The sequence below is a fragment of the Candidatus Vicinibacter affinis genome (assembly GCA_016714365.1).
Classification (GTDB): Bacteria; Bacteroidota; Bacteroidia; order Chitinophagales; family Saprospiraceae; genus Vicinibacter; species Vicinibacter affinis.
Genome location: JADJNH010000005.1, coordinates 863381 through 880578 on the forward strand (window position 1 = coordinate 863381; position 17198 = coordinate 880578).

General features: G+C 40.2%; 12 protein-coding genes. 8 read left to right on the forward strand and 4 right to left on the reverse strand.

From position 1 onward, the window contains the following. Positions 1 to 6 precede the first annotated feature (6 nt). Both IPJ53_03685 and IPJ53_03690 read right to left on the reverse strand, forming a co-directional pair. Positions 7 to 516 carry a hypothetical protein gene (locus IPJ53_03685; protein MBK7798191.1) on the reverse strand — a complete coding sequence of 170 codons (510 nt, stop codon included), beginning with the start codon at positions 514 to 516 and terminating at the stop codon, positions 7 to 9. Positions 517 to 519: 3 nt separating this feature from the next. Next, positions 520 to 1125 carry a ribonuclease HII gene (locus tag IPJ53_03690; protein MBK7798192.1) on the reverse strand — a complete coding sequence of 202 codons (606 nt, stop codon included), beginning with the start codon at positions 1123 to 1125 and terminating at the stop codon, positions 520 to 522. A 54-nt stretch (positions 1126 to 1179) separates the two neighbouring features. Here IPJ53_03690 and IPJ53_03695 point away from each other — a divergent pair, with 54 nt between their 5' ends. Next, positions 1180 to 3501, forward strand: coding sequence for an immune inhibitor A (locus tag IPJ53_03695; GenBank protein ID MBK7798193.1), 2322 nt, complete (start codon positions 1180 to 1182; stop codon positions 3499 to 3501). A 4-nt stretch (positions 3502 to 3505) separates the two neighbouring features. After that, on the forward strand, positions 3506 to 5032 hold the full coding sequence (locus IPJ53_03700) for an aldehyde dehydrogenase family protein (protein ID MBK7798194.1): 1527 nt from the start codon (positions 3506 to 3508) through the stop codon (positions 5030 to 5032). A 314-nt stretch (positions 5033 to 5346) separates the two neighbouring features. Here the strand turns inward: IPJ53_03700 and IPJ53_03705 are convergent, their stop codons facing one another. Both IPJ53_03705 and IPJ53_03710 read right to left on the reverse strand, forming a co-directional pair. Further along, complete coding sequence (locus IPJ53_03705) at positions 5347 to 7155, reverse strand: T9SS type A sorting domain-containing protein (GenBank protein MBK7798195.1); 1809 nt, start codon at positions 7153 to 7155, stop codon at positions 5347 to 5349. Between the two features lie 183 nt (positions 7156 to 7338). After that, positions 7339 to 8832 (reverse strand): glycosyltransferase family 39 protein, encoded by a 1494-nt coding sequence (locus IPJ53_03710; GenBank protein MBK7798196.1) that lies wholly within the window; start codon positions 8830 to 8832, stop codon positions 7339 to 7341. A gap of 433 nt (positions 8833 to 9265) precedes the next feature. On the opposite strand from IPJ53_03710, the gene IPJ53_03715 reads away from it, so the two are divergent. The 6 genes from IPJ53_03715 to IPJ53_03740 all read left to right on the forward strand — a co-directional run bounded on the left by IPJ53_03715 (position 9266) and on the right by IPJ53_03740 (position 17108). Then, complete coding sequence (locus IPJ53_03715) at positions 9266 to 10315, forward strand: T9SS type A sorting domain-containing protein (GenBank protein MBK7798197.1); 1050 nt, start codon at positions 9266 to 9268, stop codon at positions 10313 to 10315. Further along, positions 10312 to 11862 (forward strand): T9SS type A sorting domain-containing protein, encoded by a 1551-nt coding sequence (locus tag IPJ53_03720; protein ID MBK7798198.1) that lies wholly within the window; start codon positions 10312 to 10314, stop codon positions 11860 to 11862. Before IPJ53_03715 ends, IPJ53_03720 begins: the two co-directional genes overlap by 4 nt. Positions 11863 to 11959: 97 nt before the next feature. Continuing rightward, positions 11960 to 13507, forward strand: a complete 1548-nt coding sequence (locus tag IPJ53_03725; protein MBK7798199.1) for a T9SS type A sorting domain-containing protein — start codon at positions 11960 to 11962, stop codon at positions 13505 to 13507. A 98-nt stretch (positions 13508 to 13605) separates the two neighbouring features. Next, complete coding sequence (locus tag IPJ53_03730) at positions 13606 to 15156, forward strand: T9SS type A sorting domain-containing protein (protein ID MBK7798200.1); 1551 nt, start codon at positions 13606 to 13608, stop codon at positions 15154 to 15156. 142 nt (positions 15157 to 15298) lie between these two features. Next, the gene (locus IPJ53_03735; GenBank protein ID MBK7798201.1) at positions 15299 to 16333 is read left to right on the forward strand and encodes a hypothetical protein; all 1035 of its coding nucleotides are present in this window, start codon (positions 15299 to 15301) and stop codon (positions 16331 to 16333) included. Next, positions 16323 to 17108 (forward strand): hypothetical protein, encoded by a 786-nt coding sequence (locus IPJ53_03740; protein MBK7798202.1) that lies wholly within the window; start codon positions 16323 to 16325, stop codon positions 17106 to 17108. Before IPJ53_03735 ends, IPJ53_03740 begins: the two co-directional genes overlap by 11 nt. Positions 17109 to 17198: the final 90 nt, after the last annotated feature.

Consider the following 17198-nt stretch of genomic DNA (forward strand, 5'->3'; position numbering starts at 1 on the left):
CAGATTTTAGTTACGGTTCTGTAATTTGTCTAAAAATTCTTCCAGCCGATCAAAGTCGTAAATGCCGGTATGTTCTTCTTTTCCCGGGTTAAAAATCCAGCCCAATGCCTTTTCCGGAAATGAATCTTGACCGTTAGAGACCGTAACCAAAGTTTGTGGCAACTCTTTTTCCTCTATGCGGTTCAGCAAGGAGTCATTGGTCAAAAAATGAACAGACATTTTGCTTCCATCTTCAATTTTAGGAATGGAGCCGGCATTAAGATTGAATGGTTCACAATTCAATAAAAGACCATCAAAAATCTGAAGAAATTCATACACAGCTTTCTTCTCTTCATCAACTGTGACGCCTATAATTCCGGGACCTTCCGTCCATTCTCTGAGTTGATTTACCAGCTTGTTTGCTTCCAGTTGGTTCATGCTGTCCAGATCCAGTGCCAGGAAATCAATTTCCCGGGCAGCAAGATACCGTGCGATGGTGAGGTCGGATACCGGAAATGCAATCAGCAGTTTTTTCATGATTTAAAAAAGACTTTTGGATAAATCGGGTGCGCTTACTTTAAAACTTTTTCTATGATGATGAGAAGGGCCGTGTAAGAGGATCATGTTGCGGTGGAATTTTGTGGGATAAGCTTTATTTTGATTCCAGCCATACACAGGAAATTCTTCATGAAGCCTGATCATCATATCATCTCTGCTGGTTTTGGCGAGAATTGAAGCGGCAGCAATTGATTGATACAAGCTGTCACCTTTGATGATGGCAAGTTGTGCGATGTGTAGTATGGGTATGGTTTTGTTGCCATCCACGAGGATAAATTCAGGTTTGGGATTTAATTGCAAGACACAATTTGCCATGGCCTGCAGACTGGCCCGAAGAATGTTGAGCCGGTCAATTTCCCCGGGTGAAAGATCGCAAATAGCATAGGCCAATGCCTTCTCTAAAATTTCGTCCCTGAGTTCTCTGCGATGGAGATCAGACAATTGTTTACTGTCATTGAGTCCTTTAATTGGCTTGTCCGGATCAAGCATTACGGCTGCTGCAACGACCGGTCCGGCAAGGCATCCCCTGCCCGCTTCGTCACATCCGGCTTCATATACATTTTTTTTATAATATGATTTGAGTTTCACTTGTCTTTGTTCCCGAATTTTATATCTTTGTGCCCGTAAAATTACGTGTATTCCATGAGGTCTCAATTATACCGGTTGCTATTGTTTGTTTTTGTTTTACCCACACTTAGCTTCGGTCAGCACGACTGGCATAAAATTAAGATCTCACTTGATGGAAAAACCATGCGTGATCTTCAACAAACCGGGCTTGCTTTCGATCATGGGCAGTATGTGCCAGGCGTAAGTTTTACCGGGGATTTCAGCCATTTAGAAATGGAGAAACTGGAATCCTCAGGATTTAAGTTCGAAATTGTTGCCAATAAAATATTAATTCAACCCAGGACTCCGGTGAGTTGTGATTCTATTCCCGATGGGGGCCCACTTTTCAAATTACCCAGTAATTATCCTTACGGCTCCATGAACGGATTTCCCAATTTGAATGAGTTGTATGAATCCCTTGATCTGATGCAGGAGTTATATCCTAATCTGATCACTGTGCGTAAATCAGTTGGCAATTTCAGGACCGAAGAGGGAAATCTGATTTATTACGTTAAGATTTCTGATAATCCTGATTTGGATGAATCCGAGCCGGAGATTCTTTATACAGCGCTTCACCATGCCCGCGAGCCGGTGAGTATGTCTCAAATGCTTTATTTTATGTGGCATTTGCTGGAGAATTACGGACAGGATGCAGAGATTACCAAGTTGGTAAATTCAAGGGCCATGTATTTTGTCCCTTGCGTAAATCCGGACGGATATTTGTACAATCAAAAAACCAATCCGGCCGGTCAGGGATTTTGGCGTAAGAACCGTAAGGAAGATACAGACGGAGTAGGGGTAGACCTTAACCGGAATTATGGGTATCAATGGGGATACAATGACAATGGTTCATCTCCACAATGGGGCTCTGAAACCTTTAGAGGTGAGAATGCATTTTCAGAGATCGAAACAAAGGCTATGCGTCAATTTTGCATAGATCATGAGTTTCAGATTGCTTTGAATTATCATTCTCATGGTGATTTGTTAATCATTCCCTGGGGATATTCAAGCTTGAATACTGTAGATTCCAGCCTGTTTTCTGCAATGGCCACTCAGTATACCCGCTACAATCGGTTCAGGGTAGGATCTTCCTACAGTACTTTGAATTATGAGGTGAATGGGGTAAGCGATGACTGGATGTATGGAGATGTGGTTTCCAAGAATAAAATTTTTGCTTTTACACCTGAAGTTGGTTATAATTTCTGGCCTGAAAGAAAAGACATACTCAAGATCAATCAGAGTACGCAATTCATGAACAAGATGGCTGCCTGGAATGCTGGTGCCTGTGCGGAAATGAAAGACCACAGTCCTGAAGTGCTGGCAGTGGATCAAGGGAGCTTGAATGTATTTGTTCAGCGTACCGGTGTGGCGCAAGCTGCCATAAACGTGGTATGTACCAGCGATCATCCGAATCATGTTTTTATGCAAAATGTGATACCTTTTGTGTTGGAAGCCGGTGCGGGTCATATGGTTGCAATCGAATATACTTTAGGTCCGGGATTGAGCAAGGGAGAGGTCATTAATTTTACTATAAAGCTGACCACCGGAGATTTTGAGCAGACCATCCAATTGAGAAAAGTGTATTGGGGAGTTCCTGTATGGGAAGAAAAATGTCTCGATCAGAATCAATGGATGTCACCCAACAATAATCCTTTGTTGACCACGACAGAAAGTTATACATCCGCGCCAAGCTGCTTCACAGACAGTCCTAATAAAAAACTTAGTCCGGGAAAAGAATACCGTATACGTACTGCATTGCCTTTGGACCTTCGAAGTGCGGCCAGTGCCTATTTGAGTTTACAAGCCAAGTGGGACCTGAATCCAGAATCTGATTTTGCACAGGTGCAGATTTCTACTGACGGAATTTCCTATGAGCCGATTTGTGGCAAATACACAGTTCGTGGAGGGAATTTTCAGGATTTGGACAACCCGGTTTATTCTGGCACACAGAAGAACTGGATTGCAGAATGGATTGACCTTAAAAAATATGTGGGCAGAAGTATTTATCTTCAAATATTTGTGAACACCAATTACAGCGAAATTCCTTACGATGGATTTTATATAGATGACATTAAGTTGTTTACTTCATTTTACACAGGTAGTAAGGAGACCCAACAAAAACTGATGAGTGTATATCCGCAACCCGCTCATGAATATTTGGAAATCAGGTCAGAGGAGGCCTTACCAGCCAGCCTGAATTTAAGTCAATTGGATGGAAGAACGCTGGAGATTCCAGTAAAACAACTTGGTGCCGGACATTGGCGGATGAATTTATCAGGTCTTCAACCAGGTATCTATATGCTGCATTACCTCAATGCACAGGGTCATCAGGAAGTCCAGAAAATAAGTATTCAATAGAAATATGATACAAGCACATTTAGCTGCGCTTCAGCTTAAGGGAGAAAATTCCGGAAGCTGGTGTGGGCGTCAGTCTTTTCTTTCCGAAGACTGGATCTCCAGTTTTTCACCTGTGGATGGTAAATTAATAGGAAAAGTAAGTCAGACCGGTAGCAGCGATTACGATGTAATCGTCCATCAAGCTCATGAGGCATTCTTAGAGTGGCGACAAGTTCCTGCTCCTAAGCGAGGAGAGTTTGTGCGGCAATTGGGAGAAGAGCTCAGAAAACATAAGGAACACTTAGGGGCTTTGGTCTCTTTTGAGATGGGTAAAAGTCTTCAGGAGGGCTTTGGAGAGGTCCAGGAGATGATAGACATCTGTGATTTCGCTGTAGGCCTCAGTAGACAACTTTACGGCCTTACCATGCATTCAGAGCGTCCATTGCACAGGATGTATGAGCAATGGCACCCTTTGGGCGTGGTAGGTGTGATTTCTGCTTTTAATTTTCCGGTTGCAGTGTGGTCCTGGAATGCAGCTTTGGCCTGGGTTTGTGGGAACACAGTAATTTGGAAGCCCTCAGAGAAAACCCCACTTTGTAGTGTGGCTGTTCAGCACATTGTATGCAAAGTATTGGAGAAGAATAATTATCCACAGGGAATTTCATGTATCATTAATGGAAATGCCAATCTGGGACATCAGCTGTGTCAGGATGCGCGAATTCCATTGATTTCAGCGACCGGATCCACCCGCATGGGCAAATCAATTGGGGTGACGGTAGCAGAACGATTTGGCAAAAGCATTTTAGAACTTGGTGGAAACAATGCGGTCATTATCAGTGAGACTGCTGATCTTAAAAAAGTATTGCCAGCCATTGTGTTTGGGGCAGTCGGAACAGCCGGTCAGCGATGTACTTCTACCAGAAGATTGATTATTCACGAATCCAAATATGCGGAAGTCAGACAAGTGATGCAAAAGGCCTATGGTCAGTTGAGAATAGGTAATCCACTGGACCAGCAAAATCATGTGGGTCCTTTGATCGACCGACATGCAGTAGAAATATATTTGAAGGCACTGGAACAAATAAAAGTTCAAGGAGGTCGCATGTTGGTAGAAGGTGGTGTAATCGAGGGGGCAGAATATTCCAGCGGATGTTATGTGCGTCCATGCATTGCAGAAGTCCAGGCAGATATGAAGATTGTACACGAAGAAACTTTTGCGCCTATACTTTATTTAATGACTTACCAAACGCTTGAGGAGGCCATAACCATTCAAAATAATGTGCCGCAGGGGTTATCATCCGCCATCATGACAGAAAGTCTTAGAGAAGCGGAATTGTTTTTATCTGCCAGAGGATCCGATTGTGGAATTGCGAATGTCAACATTGGAACTTCAGGAGCAGAAATCGGTGGAGCATTTGGAGGAGAGAAGGAGACCGGAGGTGGCAGAGAATCCGGATCGGATGCCTGGAAAGCATATATGCGCCGGCAAACCAATACCATAAGTTACAGTGATACTTTGACTTTAGCGCAGGGAATAAAATTTGATTTGTAGACTGTGCGTTAAAAAAATGCAGGGTTAGACTCCTGTGTTTTCTTGTAACCCAAAATTGTCATTAGAATTCTATTACGAGCCAAAATAGCTTTAAATGCAAGCCTCTTCTCGAAATTCGTGCTCAATGAAATATAACTTCACCTCCGCGCGAATTTCTTGCGAGGAGTCTTGCCTTTGTTGCTCTTTCGCCTCTCACTACGAACTCTAATGACAATTTTGGGTTTAATTTACCATCCTTGTGAATTGAATGGATGTTGTTTGTCGTGATTAAAAATTCAATCATTCTGATCTTATCTTTTTAGGAATCCAGTCCATCAATTCAACACAAACCTGTAATTTTTTATCAGTTGATTTTTTGATTCAAGTTTGATGAAATAGAGACCGGGGATTAACGCGTCGATGTTTATTTCATTAGCGGGAATTTCCGTTTTTAACAATTTTCCCTGAAGATTGTACAAAGCAATTTTGTGGTAGTGTTCCGGATTGGTGAGTACAATTTTGTGTGAATGAATTCTGATGTCGGAGTCAGAATAATTTTTTGTGTTTGTTGGAACTCCGGCGTAATCCAAATCCAGGGTAGTACTCCAATGGTTGCAAAAATTATCCGATAAATTAATTTCCACCGGAATAGTGAAAATACCCGGAATGCCCTCTTTTACTTTTAGGGTAAGTTTAATTTCTATTTCGGAAAGAGAATCAATTGCAAACTTGGAATCTGTGATTTCAAAATAGTTATTTGAAGAGTGGGCGATGATGTGTGACAAACTTTTATGCAAGCCACGATTGCGTATTTTTAATGAATAGGACCAGGTATTGTTGCTGATTTGTACCAACGTGGTGGTTGGAAGAACCTCCAGGTAAGCACCTGCATAGGCAGCATGTAAAAGATTCATAGGCAGTGTGCTTTCACAATTAGGTATTATGCGTGATGCTATGGGCCAGAAGCCTTCAGAAGCTAAACCAACTTCAGGAGTGAAGGAAAATATTTTAGATTTTGAAAATTGTTCGCCGTACATCCAGTCGTCTGACCCGCCATTGGCGTTGTACAAAATTTGTGGAGGACTTCCCGGAAGAAATTTATTGGATCGAACGTATTCTTGTGCGAAAGTTTCGAAATTTTCCTTGTCTTCACATATTTCTTCCGCGTATCCCCATGGATATAAAAGTAAGTTTCCGAAGGTATGATAGTTCAAAGCATTCTTGAAATTGTGGGATTTGCAAAAATTCATGATTGCTTTTATTTCCGGTTCGGAACCGGGAGAGGATCCTCTATAAATTTCTGAATTTCCTTCCGGTGAGGATCCATCATCATCAAATCCCCATTGGTAAGGATAGTTTCTGTTAAGATCGACACCCATGGTTCCATTAATATTCTTTTTCCTGTTTTTTCTCCAGTTTCCACCACCTGCCGGTCTGTTGGTTTGATTAAAAAGATAACCATCCGGATTAACTACCGGAACAAAATATAACTGGCGTTCATTAAGAAGGCATTTTATGGAATCATTGGTTTCATACGATTCCAGAATGTGGTACATAAAATAAATTAATTGCATCATGCCTATAGGTTCACGGGCATGGTGTAAGGATGTGTACAATACTTCCGGTTCGTTTTCTTCTTCATTCGGGTTGTCTGATATTTTTACATAGTATATTGGGCGGTTTTCATAACTGTTGCCGATGGATTTTTTCACAGTGACCAGGTGCGGATATACTTGCGCCATGCTGTCAAGTTGTGCATAGATTTCGTCCAGTGTGAGGTATCCACTCATCGAGCCCAATTTAAATCTTTTGGGTGCAAAGGAGGGAGTCTGGGTTTCTTTATTCTCTTTCATCAATCTGGCATAATCTGCAATTAGATTTTCTTCGTAGTGTTTTTCAACATCATTTATCAGGATGTGGGTATTTAGTAAAAAGGGTTTTATTTTTTCAAAAGCATTTTCAGGCATTTCTGAAATGAATCCATTTCCGTCCGGATAGGTAGCCTCCTGATCAAGTTCCCTGAAAATTAAATTGGAATTGTATTTAGGATTGATTTCAAAATACACCCTCAGGTAATTTTGAGATTGCCCATTCGCATTTAGGCTTGCAATGAATAGAAGAATCGGAATTAGAAATTTATGCATGAGGGTAAAGGTAAGGAATTCAACTCACCCCAACCCCTCTCTTGAAAGAGAGGGGCTAGAAAAAATGTATGTGTGGTGAATCAACTCACCCCAACCCCTCTCTTGAAAGAGAGGGGCTAGAAAGAAGGAATTCAACTCATCCCCAATGAATTGGGGACTGTGGGTTCTGTAATTTTTATTAGTTCAGATCCCTTTGTAATGGGTGCATTTGAAAACCAGAAATTTCCTTAATAGTTTGCCTTGTTTGTTTTTGAGGAGGATGGGAGGTAGTTGATTAATTTCTTCAAAGTAGTTAAGAAGAATTTCAGGAGTGGTAGAAGAAGGGAAGGTGTCTTTAATTTGCGGTTGAGAATCTATGTACAGGGCGGATTTTGATTTCAATGATGAAAGGTCATTGTCAATGACAGAATATTGGAGACCATTTTTTCCGAGAATGTTGGAACCATATACTTTTTTGTCGAGGTAGAAATTAAGGATGGCTGTAGTTTTGTAACCATCATCTGAAAAGATGAAGGCGTCTTTATGTTGATCTGAAATTATTTTTACTTCCTGGCTCAATTTTTCCCAACCCCACCAGGTGTCATCAGATTTAACGGGGACGGGATAAAAGATGATTTCTATGGCCACTGCAAGGTGGAGGAAAACACTGATGATGGTTTGATATTTAAGTTGATTTATGCTCACAAACCTGCTTACAAGTATGATGCCGGAGATGTATGCCGGGAACATCCAATTCAGTTTTACCCAATACAACAAGGAAATCGCTGTAAAGAAAAAAAGGATGGGCAAAGTAAAGCACCATAAAAACAAATTATGATTGTTTGGTAATTTTCTTTTTAGGAGAGTCTTTTTAGTCAAGCGATAGATCAGCCACCAGATAAGAGCAAAAAGTATTGGCAACAATAATGCAGCTTGTGTGGCCAAACTTCCAAAAAAATAATTCCATTTTGGTTGTATGCTCATGATTGCAGAAGCACGGTCATTGGATTGAAACCGGAAGGACATCCAGTCGTGTTGTACATTCCAGATAATGACCGGAGCAATGAAAATTATCCAGACTAGAAAAGCGAGTATAACTTTATAGGAAATGAGATATGGTCTGTATTTCTGAGAAAGCAATAAAAACAAGATCAGTCCTGCAGGCAGCATGAGCGCTGTGTATTTGCTGTCAAAGGCCAGTCCCATCGCCATTCCTCCAAGCAACCAATAAATCGTCTTGTCTTCGAAGATGGCATGATAGAAGAATAGAATTGTAAGTGTCCAAAAAAATATAAGCGGCACATCAGGAGTGGTATTGATCATCAACACTGTGAGCATAAGTGTTGAGGCAAATAGTATGACTGACTTTCCAACCACCAGGTTGGAATTGAATTTTTTGCTTAGTTTGAAGAATAGGAAAAGAGAGGCGCATCCCATGATGAAGTCTGTGCATTTTATAGACCATACGGAATGGCCAAGCAAGCAGGTAAATCCTCGAAGCATGTATGCAACAGCCGGGGGGTGGTCAAAGTAGGATAAATCCAAATGCTCACTGTAAAAGAAATAATAGGCATCCTGGGGCATTAATCCCATGGTGCATACGATGATCGCACGGAGCAGGAAGATGATGAACAGGAGCCAGAGGATCCAAACGGAACTTCCGTTAAAAAGGAAATATTTACTTATAAACTGCTTCAAGCTCAACTTTCAAATGATGGGTGAAGCTATGGATAAAAACTGAAATCTTGAAAATTGTCAGTAAGGAAAAATACATATGTGGAATGCCCTGTGTTAAATTTTTGAAGGCTAATAAACGTGCCAACTTAATCCACAGCTGATATTTTCCAAAATGATCTAAATTTATTTTTCATAAAAGTGTTAAAATATTTGGAAATTTATTTTTTGATTTATATTTGAATTCTAGAATTAAGTAATTGCTGAGGCATGCCAGCTTTTACTATGAGTTAAAACACCGGACATCAGTTAACATTTGTGCGCTGAAAAAACATGAAATGTGGATTATTGATCCACTACCCTACTGCTGAGAAGCTCTCCCTATAATGCTTCACTATGTGTATCGTTCAGATTATCCTAAAACTTTTCCTGCGCTACAGGAAGAAAATAAACTATTATGAAAACAATTCAAAACAACACTAAGCAATTCAAAAAAAAATGCAATTTTTCCTCAGAAGAAAAGAGGGGTTTTGAACATGATGTTTGTGATTATGCGGATGAATTATTGCCCTTGGTTAATGGGGAAATTACATATACTGCTTTCCAGAATGAGCACCGATGGGTAGACAGGTTTCAAGTTTATCATTTACTAACTGAAGCCAATTGTCAGAATCTCAGTAATTCTGTACAACTGTTTATGGATCAGGTGGGCAATTCAGAAATTGGAAAATTAGTGCTTGTAGAGAGTGGTCTGAATTCATTGGCAATTGAAGCTAATGATCCGAATCAGTTACTCCTTGACTCTCTTCACATCCTACAAGATATTTTGTTCGATCAGCTGAATGCCATGTCAGTAATGAACTGGTTTAGCTGGGACAGCATTATTGTTGTGGACCTGACTGACCAAATAAACTCTATGCAACAACTTTTGGATTCCATGATGGAGATTAATACGGAAGTCAGAGATGCATTGCTGGAGGATCTGATTGATTTCAATTCAAATATAAGTGTCAGCACCGCCATCGCAACGCAATTGAAGTTTGTCAATGACCTGCAGATTCGTTCCATGATGGACCTTGATTTTGAAATGACAGAGACAGAAGAAAGTGAGCTGTACAATATTGCCATATTGTGCCCGGATGAGGGTGGTTATGCCACTTTAAAAGCCAGAGGGCTGCTGCATCAAATGGGTTATAATCAAGTGTTTGATGACAGGCCATGTCATGAAAGCACAATTCAACCGATCATATTGAAGTTGCCGACTGAGAAGTTAATTGTCCTGCCTAATCCGGTTTATGAAAATGTATGCATCAGCACTTTATCTGGTCAGGCAATGATGGATTTAGTGCTCTTTGATCCTATCGGCAGAGAGATATTAAAACAATCAAAGATGGAAGAAAATAATATCTATTTGGATATGTCCGGTTTTCCTTGCGGAAATTACATCTTTCAAGCTACACTTAGCAATGGGGACTTCGTCAGAACAAAAATAAACATCATCCGATGAGCAGAAACATAATTCAAACAAAGGTAAGGCTGAAAAGGCCTTTCCTTTGTTTCTTATTTATCGTGAATGGTCTTTGGTTACATGGCCAGCAGTACCGTTATGATTACACCTGGTTGATGTCTGATTACACCAGCAATTTGATGGTAATGAAATTTCATAAACCGGTAGATTCAAACAATATTCGAGTAGACTCTGTAAAGAAGGAAATAAGATTTAGGTTCACAAATTCCATGATCAGCAATTCTGCAGGAGAATTGGTAGCCTACAGCAATGGTTGTTTTATCAATCATAGGGAATACGATGTGATGGAAAATGGTGGGGGCATCAATCCCGGGAATGTGCGGATGGAATCCTGCACCACGGCCTACAATTATTACCCTACCGCAGAGCAGAGTATGGTATTTATACCTGATCCAATGGATACCTTGAGGTATTATTTGATTCATAATTCTGCGGTATTGCAAGAAAATCCTCTTACTTATTGGGTAGATGCCTTGAGATATTCCATCATCGATATGCGATATAATAATGGTTTAGGAAAAACTATAATTAAGAATGTTCCTCTAATAAATGACAGCACCACAATAGCAGATATTGCATTGGTCAAACATAGCAACAATCAGGATTGGTGGATAGTGGTAAAGAAATTCATCAGAGGATCCTATGATAAATTTTTATTAAGCAATGGCAACTTTCAACTGGTAAACCAACAGGAAATTGGGGACACGACCAATCATTACCAAAATGGAGGAGGAGGTATGCTTACTTTTTCACCGGATGGATCAAGATTAATCCGATATCATCCATACGATGATGGATTTTTTTTATTTGATTTTGACCGGACGACAGGGCAATTAAGCAATTACCGGCGGATACCGGTGACCGACAGTTTGGTGCTGGATGGAGGGGCGTGTTTTTCCCCTTCGGGAAGGTTTTTGTATGTGGGCACTTACTGGGATCTGTATCAATATGATCTGGAATCAACAGACATAAAAGGGAGTGAGGTACACATAGCACATTATGATGGCTATAAAACAAAAGGAATCTTGCGCGCTATGATTGGACGGATGCAGTGGGGTCCTGACTGTAAAATCTATGTCAATTGCCGGAATAGTATGGATGCTTTGCATGTGATACATCGGCCCAATGAGAAAGGTATAGCCTGTGATTTCAGACCGCATGATTTAAAGTTACCACAAACACATAGTGGTACTCTTCCCTATTTTCCAAATTACCGACAGGGACTTGCACCTTTATGTGATCCGGAGCTTACGGTGTCTGTTAGCGAGGTTCCTGTGTTACCTGAAGTATATGTGTTTCCTAATCCTGCACGGGATAGAATGCATATAAGTGTGCGGGAAGAGAGCAGTAATGCAGGGCGATTGCAGATATACAATACAGCCGGCCAAAGAATAAAGGAAAGTGCTATGGTATCGGGTATGAATGAATACGAGATAGAAGTATCGGGATGGCAGTCAGGAATTTATTTTTATGTAATTTATCTGAATGATGGAAGAATGATGAATGGAAAATTTGTGGTGGAATAAATTGAAAAAAATTACCCCATTTACATTTTGGAAATTACATCGTTCAAGCAACGCTGGGCAATGGGGACTTCGTCAGAACAAAAATAAACATCATCCGATGAACAGAAACATAATTCAAACAAAAGAAAGGCTGAAAAGGCCTTTCCTTTGTTTCTTATTTATCGTGAATGGTCTTTGGTTACAAGGCCAGCAATACCGTTATGATTACACCTGGTTGATGTCTGATTATACCAGAAATATAATGGTGATGACATTTCATAAACCTGTAGATTCAAATAATGTACGGATAGATTCAGTCAAGAAAGAATTGAGGTTAAACAGTTCTGCTATGATCAGCAATTCTGCCGGAGAATTGGTAGCCTACAGCAATGGTTGTTTTATCAATCACAGAGGCTACGATGTGATGGAAAATGGTGTGGGCATCAATCCAGGGAATGTACGGATGGAATCCTGTACCACTGCTTACAATTATTATCCTACCGCAGAGCAGAGCTTGGTATTTATACCAGATCCAATGGATACCTTGAGGTATTATTTGATTCATAATTCTGCGGTATTGCAAGAAAATCCTCTTACTTATTGGGTAGATGCCTTGAGATATTCCATCATCGATATGCGATATAATAATGGTTTAGGAAAAACTATAATTAAGAATGTTCCTCTGATAAATGACAGCACCACAATAGCAGATATTGCATTGGTCAAACATAGCAACAATCAGGATTGGTGGATAGTGGTAAAGAAATTCATCAGAGGATCCTATGATAAATTTTTATTAAGCAATGGCAACTTTCAACTGGTAAACCAACAGGAAATTGGGGACACGACCAATCATTACCAAAATGGAGGAGGAGGTATGCTTACTTTTTCACCGGATGGATCAAGATTAATCCGATATCATCCATACGATGATGGATTTTTCTTATTTGATTTTGACAGGACGACAGGGCAATTAAGCAATTACCGGCGGATACCGGTGACCGACAGTTTGGTGCTGGATGGTGGCGCGTGTTTTTCTCCATCGGGAAGGTTTTTGTATGTAGGCACTTACTGGGATTTGTATCAATATGATCTGGAATCAACAGACATCAAGGGTAGTGAGGTACATATAGCACATTATGATGGTTATCGATCCAAGGGAATTTTTAGAGCAATGATTGGACGGATGCAATGGGGTCCGGATTGTAAGATATATGTGAACTGTCGCAGCAGTATGGATGCCTTGCACGTGATACATCGGCCCAATGAGAAAGGTATAGCCTGTGATTTCAGACCGCATGATCTAAAGTTGCCACAACTTCACGGAGGCACTCTTCCCTATTTTCCAAATTACCGACTGGGACTTGCACCTTTATGTGATCCGGAACTTACGGTGTCTGTTAGCGAGGTTCCTGTGTTACCTGAAGTATATGTGTTTCCTAATCCTGCACGGGATAGAATGCATATAAGTGTGCGGGAAGAGAGCAGTAATGCAGGGCGATTGCAGATATACAATACAGCCGGCCAAAGAATAAAGGAAAGTGCTATGGTATCGGGTATGAATGAATACGAGATAGAAGTATCGGGATGGCAGTCAGGAATTTATTTTTATGTAATTTATCTGAATGATGGAAGAATGATGAATGGAAAATTTGTGGTGGAATAAATTGAAAAAAAATTACCCCATTTACATTTTGGAAATTACATCGTTCAAGCTACCCTGGGCAATGGGGACTTCGTCAGAACAAAAATAAATATCATCCGATGAGCAGAAACATAATTCAAACAAAGGTAAGGCTGAAAAGGCCTTTCCTTTGTTTCTTATTTATCGTGAATGGTCTTTGGTTACAAGGCCAGCAGTACCGGTATGATTACACCTGGTTGATGTCTGATTATACCAGAAATATAATGGTGATGACCTTTCATAAGCCGGTGGATTCAAATAATGTAAGAATAGACTCTGTCAAGAAAGAATTGAGGTTAAACAGTTCTGCTATGATCAGCAATTCTGCCGGAGAATTGGTAGCCTACAGCAATGGTTGTTTTATCAATCACAGAGGCTACGATGTGATGGAAAATGGTGGGGGCATCAATCCCGGGAATATACGAATGGAATCCTGCACCACGGACTACAATTATTATCCTACCGCAGAGCAGAGCATGGTATTTATTCCTGATCCAATGGATGTTATGAGGTATTATTTGATCCATAATTCTGCCGTAATACAATACAATCCTCTTAAAGCTTGGACAGATGCCTTGAGATATTCCATCATCGATATGCGATACAATAATGGCAAAGGTAAGGTGGTTGAGAAGAATAAAATACTGTTGGGTGACAGCACCTTAAGTGGTGAGGTGGCTGTAATGAAACATGCAAATAATAAATCATACTGGGTGGTAACTAAGAAAGCATTGGAGAATTCATATTACAGTTTTGTGTTAAATGATACCGGAATTACAGGTCCTTATATTCAAAAAGGAGTTGGAGACACATCAGCCATCGTAGATTTTCCTAACGCAACTTGTTTGTTTTCGCCGAATGATGGGAAAAAGTTTATTAGATACTCAGCCTATCAGGATGGTTTTAATATATTTGATTTTGATCGATCTACGGGACAATTGAGCAATTACCGACGGATACCGGTAACCGACAGTTTGGTGCTGGATGGTGGCGCGTGTTTTTCTCCATCGGGAAGGTTTTTGTATGTAGGCACTTACTGGGATTTGTATCAATATGATCTGGAATCAACAGACATCAAGGGTAGTGAGGTACATATAGCACATTATGATGGTTATCGATCCAAGGGAATTTTTAGAGCAATGATTGGACGGATGCAATGGGGTCCGGATTGTAAGATATATGTGAACTGTCGCAGCAGTATGGATGCCTTGCACGTGATACATCGGCCCAATGAGAAAGGTATAGCCTGTGATTTCAGACCGCATGATCTAAAGTTGCCACAACTTCATGGAGGCACTCTTCCCTATTTTCCAAATTACCGACTGGGACTTGCACCTTTATGTGATCCGGAACTTACGGTGTCTGTTAGCGAGGTTCCTGTGTTACCTGAAGTATATGTGTTTCCTAATCCTTCACGGGATAGAATACATATAAGTGTGCGGGAAGGGAGCAGTAATGCAGGGCGATTGCAGATATACAATACAGCCGGCCAAAGAATAAAGGAAAGTGCTATGGTATCGGGTATGAATGAATACGAGATAGAAGTATCGGGATGGCAGTCAGGAATTTATTTTTATGTAATTTATCTGAATGATGGAAGAATGATGAATGGAAAATTTGTGGTGGAATAAATTACCTTCAAGTTATTGCCATTTTTAAATTATTTCCTCCACGAGATATTTCCTTGAAAAATTTTTTTTGACATTTGGAATGTTTAGATTTGTTCGAAGCATGCCAAGCAGGGGAGGATTGGATCACAGAAAATCAATCATCATGTACCATAGAATTTACACTCAGTACTTTTTACTCATCACAGGAATGTTTGCGTTTCATTCTTTGTTTGGTCAGGAAAAGAGAGATGAGGATCTATTCAGTTATGAGGTAAGGCTTGGAGCAAATATCAATTTGTACCGGGGAATACTTGGCAAAGAAAGACTTGGGCATAATTTGTTCAGCGGACAGACGGGATTGCGTTTGTTTGTTTCCGGGATGATTAATTTGAAAAGTAAAAACTGGATACTGGCGTACGGCCCTACGGTCGGGATTTACAACAAATCTCTCGGCAACAGTCAAAATCCACTGGAGAATGATATTCAGATAGATCTGGTAAACTCATTTTCGGCAGGTGTTGGATATTCAAGGCAGGGCAGCATGAAGTATTTGCGAACGCTCGGCAACACTTCTGCCTACAATCTGCGTCACGATTTTGACCATGCGCTCATACTCAGTGGCAATTACATACTAAACAATCACAACAGAAATCAAAGTGTGGGTTGTATCAACATTACCCTTGCGGACAGATTTACACTCATGTATTACAATGATGGCGGTCCCGGAATTCAGAACATAGGATCAGGAGACAATTTTGATCGCTGGTGGACAGGAGGGGGAGGAATTTTTATCCATGCCAATAAAAGAGACGGTTATGAAAACTTTATGAACTACGCCGAACTAACATTTGATCAGTTCACCGGATACTCACCGTTGATTTATGAATTGTCTACAATTCTTGGATCCAATATTCCCAACTATGAAAAACTTGATGACGAAGTGCTCGATAAATTTTTCACTTCCAAGGCCTACAATTCGTCCGCGTACAACTTGAAAGTAGCCTGGCCAAGAATATATCCGGTGGCGCTTGACATAGGATTGATAGGCTCTCTGGTAGAACAAAAGAAGGGAAAAAAGATGATTTACGGTGTGCAGGATTTGATCCACGCCTCTATGGGATTTGTATTGCATCCAAACAGGGATGACACGAGATTATTTTTTGGTGCAACCTATAATGCGAGAACTTATGTTAAATAAATTTTATTTTCTACTCAGTTCAATGCTGGTTTGCTTGAATTATTCATGTTCGATTAAAACATTTACTGAAGGCGAATATGATGCAATAAATTTGCTCAAATCAAATACAGGAGATGAATACTCGCCCATCAACGCCATCTTAAAAAAGAACAGCAGTCTTGAAGATGATGAGATCACTACGGTAAAAGCCTGGGTTGGAGAATTTCCCGAATGTCTTATTGAAGAAGGAAATCTTAGGGTCATTTCATTGAGTTACAAACCTGAAGTATATCCTTGTCTCGCAAGTCCGGTAGGGTATCAGCGATATCGGCTATTTGAATTGATCACCCTAAGAAATAATCGCCTGTATTTTTTCTTATCTGAGAAACTCAACAGTCAAAAATTGTATGAACGCTCACTCATTTATTATTTCATTCCCAAAAAAGAAGACGACTCACAAGTCACGGGCAATCAATATAGATTCAACCGTTCCATCCGGCGATACAAGGGAATGATGTCTAAGAAAATGAAATTCTCAAAAAGTAAAAAAGATGAATACATATTCGAATTTCAAAACAGATCTGGTGATCAGAAAAGGGAAATTCACAAGATAATTTCTTTGGCTACCAATAAGATCAGTGGTACAAAACCATTGGTCTATGATATTACTAAAGTATTTTTTAAAAATGACACCATCAATAAAGACAGGGGCATTCCACTTATTTATGATCCAGAAACAAGTCAGCGAATATTTAATGCTTTGAGTGGAAGTAAGATGAGGAGTAGGAAGAATTAGAGAATTTGAAAATTAGTTAATTAGCTAATGAGCAAATGGGATGACTGAACGATCTCTGCTGTAAGCAGAGTATCGTGCGACAGCACGATA

Bases quoted from the DNA above. Each gene is read 5' to 3' on its own strand.
- IPJ53_03685 (MBK7798191.1), bottom strand. From the start codon at position 516: ATGAAAAAACTGCTGATTGCATTTCCGGTATCCGACCTCACCATCGCA.
- IPJ53_03695 (MBK7798193.1), top strand. From the start codon at position 1,180: ATGAGGTCTCAATTATACCGGTTGCTATTGTTTGTTTTTGTTTTACCC.
- IPJ53_03700 (MBK7798194.1), top strand. From the start codon at position 3,506: ATGATACAAGCACATTTAGCTGCGCTTCAGCTTAAGGGAGAAAATTCC.
- IPJ53_03705 (MBK7798195.1), bottom strand. From the start codon at position 7,155: ATGCATAAATTTCTAATTCCGATTCTTCTATTCATTGCAAGCCTAAAT.
- IPJ53_03715 (MBK7798197.1), top strand. From the start codon at position 9,266: ATGAAAACAATTCAAAACAACACTAAGCAATTCAAAAAAAAATGCAAT.
- IPJ53_03720 (MBK7798198.1), top strand. From the start codon at position 10,312: ATGAGCAGAAACATAATTCAAACAAAGGTAAGGCTGAAAAGGCCTTTC.
- IPJ53_03725 (MBK7798199.1), top strand. From the start codon at position 11,960: ATGAACAGAAACATAATTCAAACAAAAGAAAGGCTGAAAAGGCCTTTC.
- IPJ53_03730 (MBK7798200.1), top strand. From the start codon at position 13,606: ATGAGCAGAAACATAATTCAAACAAAGGTAAGGCTGAAAAGGCCTTTC.
- IPJ53_03735 (MBK7798201.1), top strand. From the start codon at position 15,299: ATGTACCATAGAATTTACACTCAGTACTTTTTACTCATCACAGGAATG.
- IPJ53_03740 (MBK7798202.1), top strand. From the start codon at position 16,323: ATGTTAAATAAATTTTATTTTCTACTCAGTTCAATGCTGGTTTGCTTG.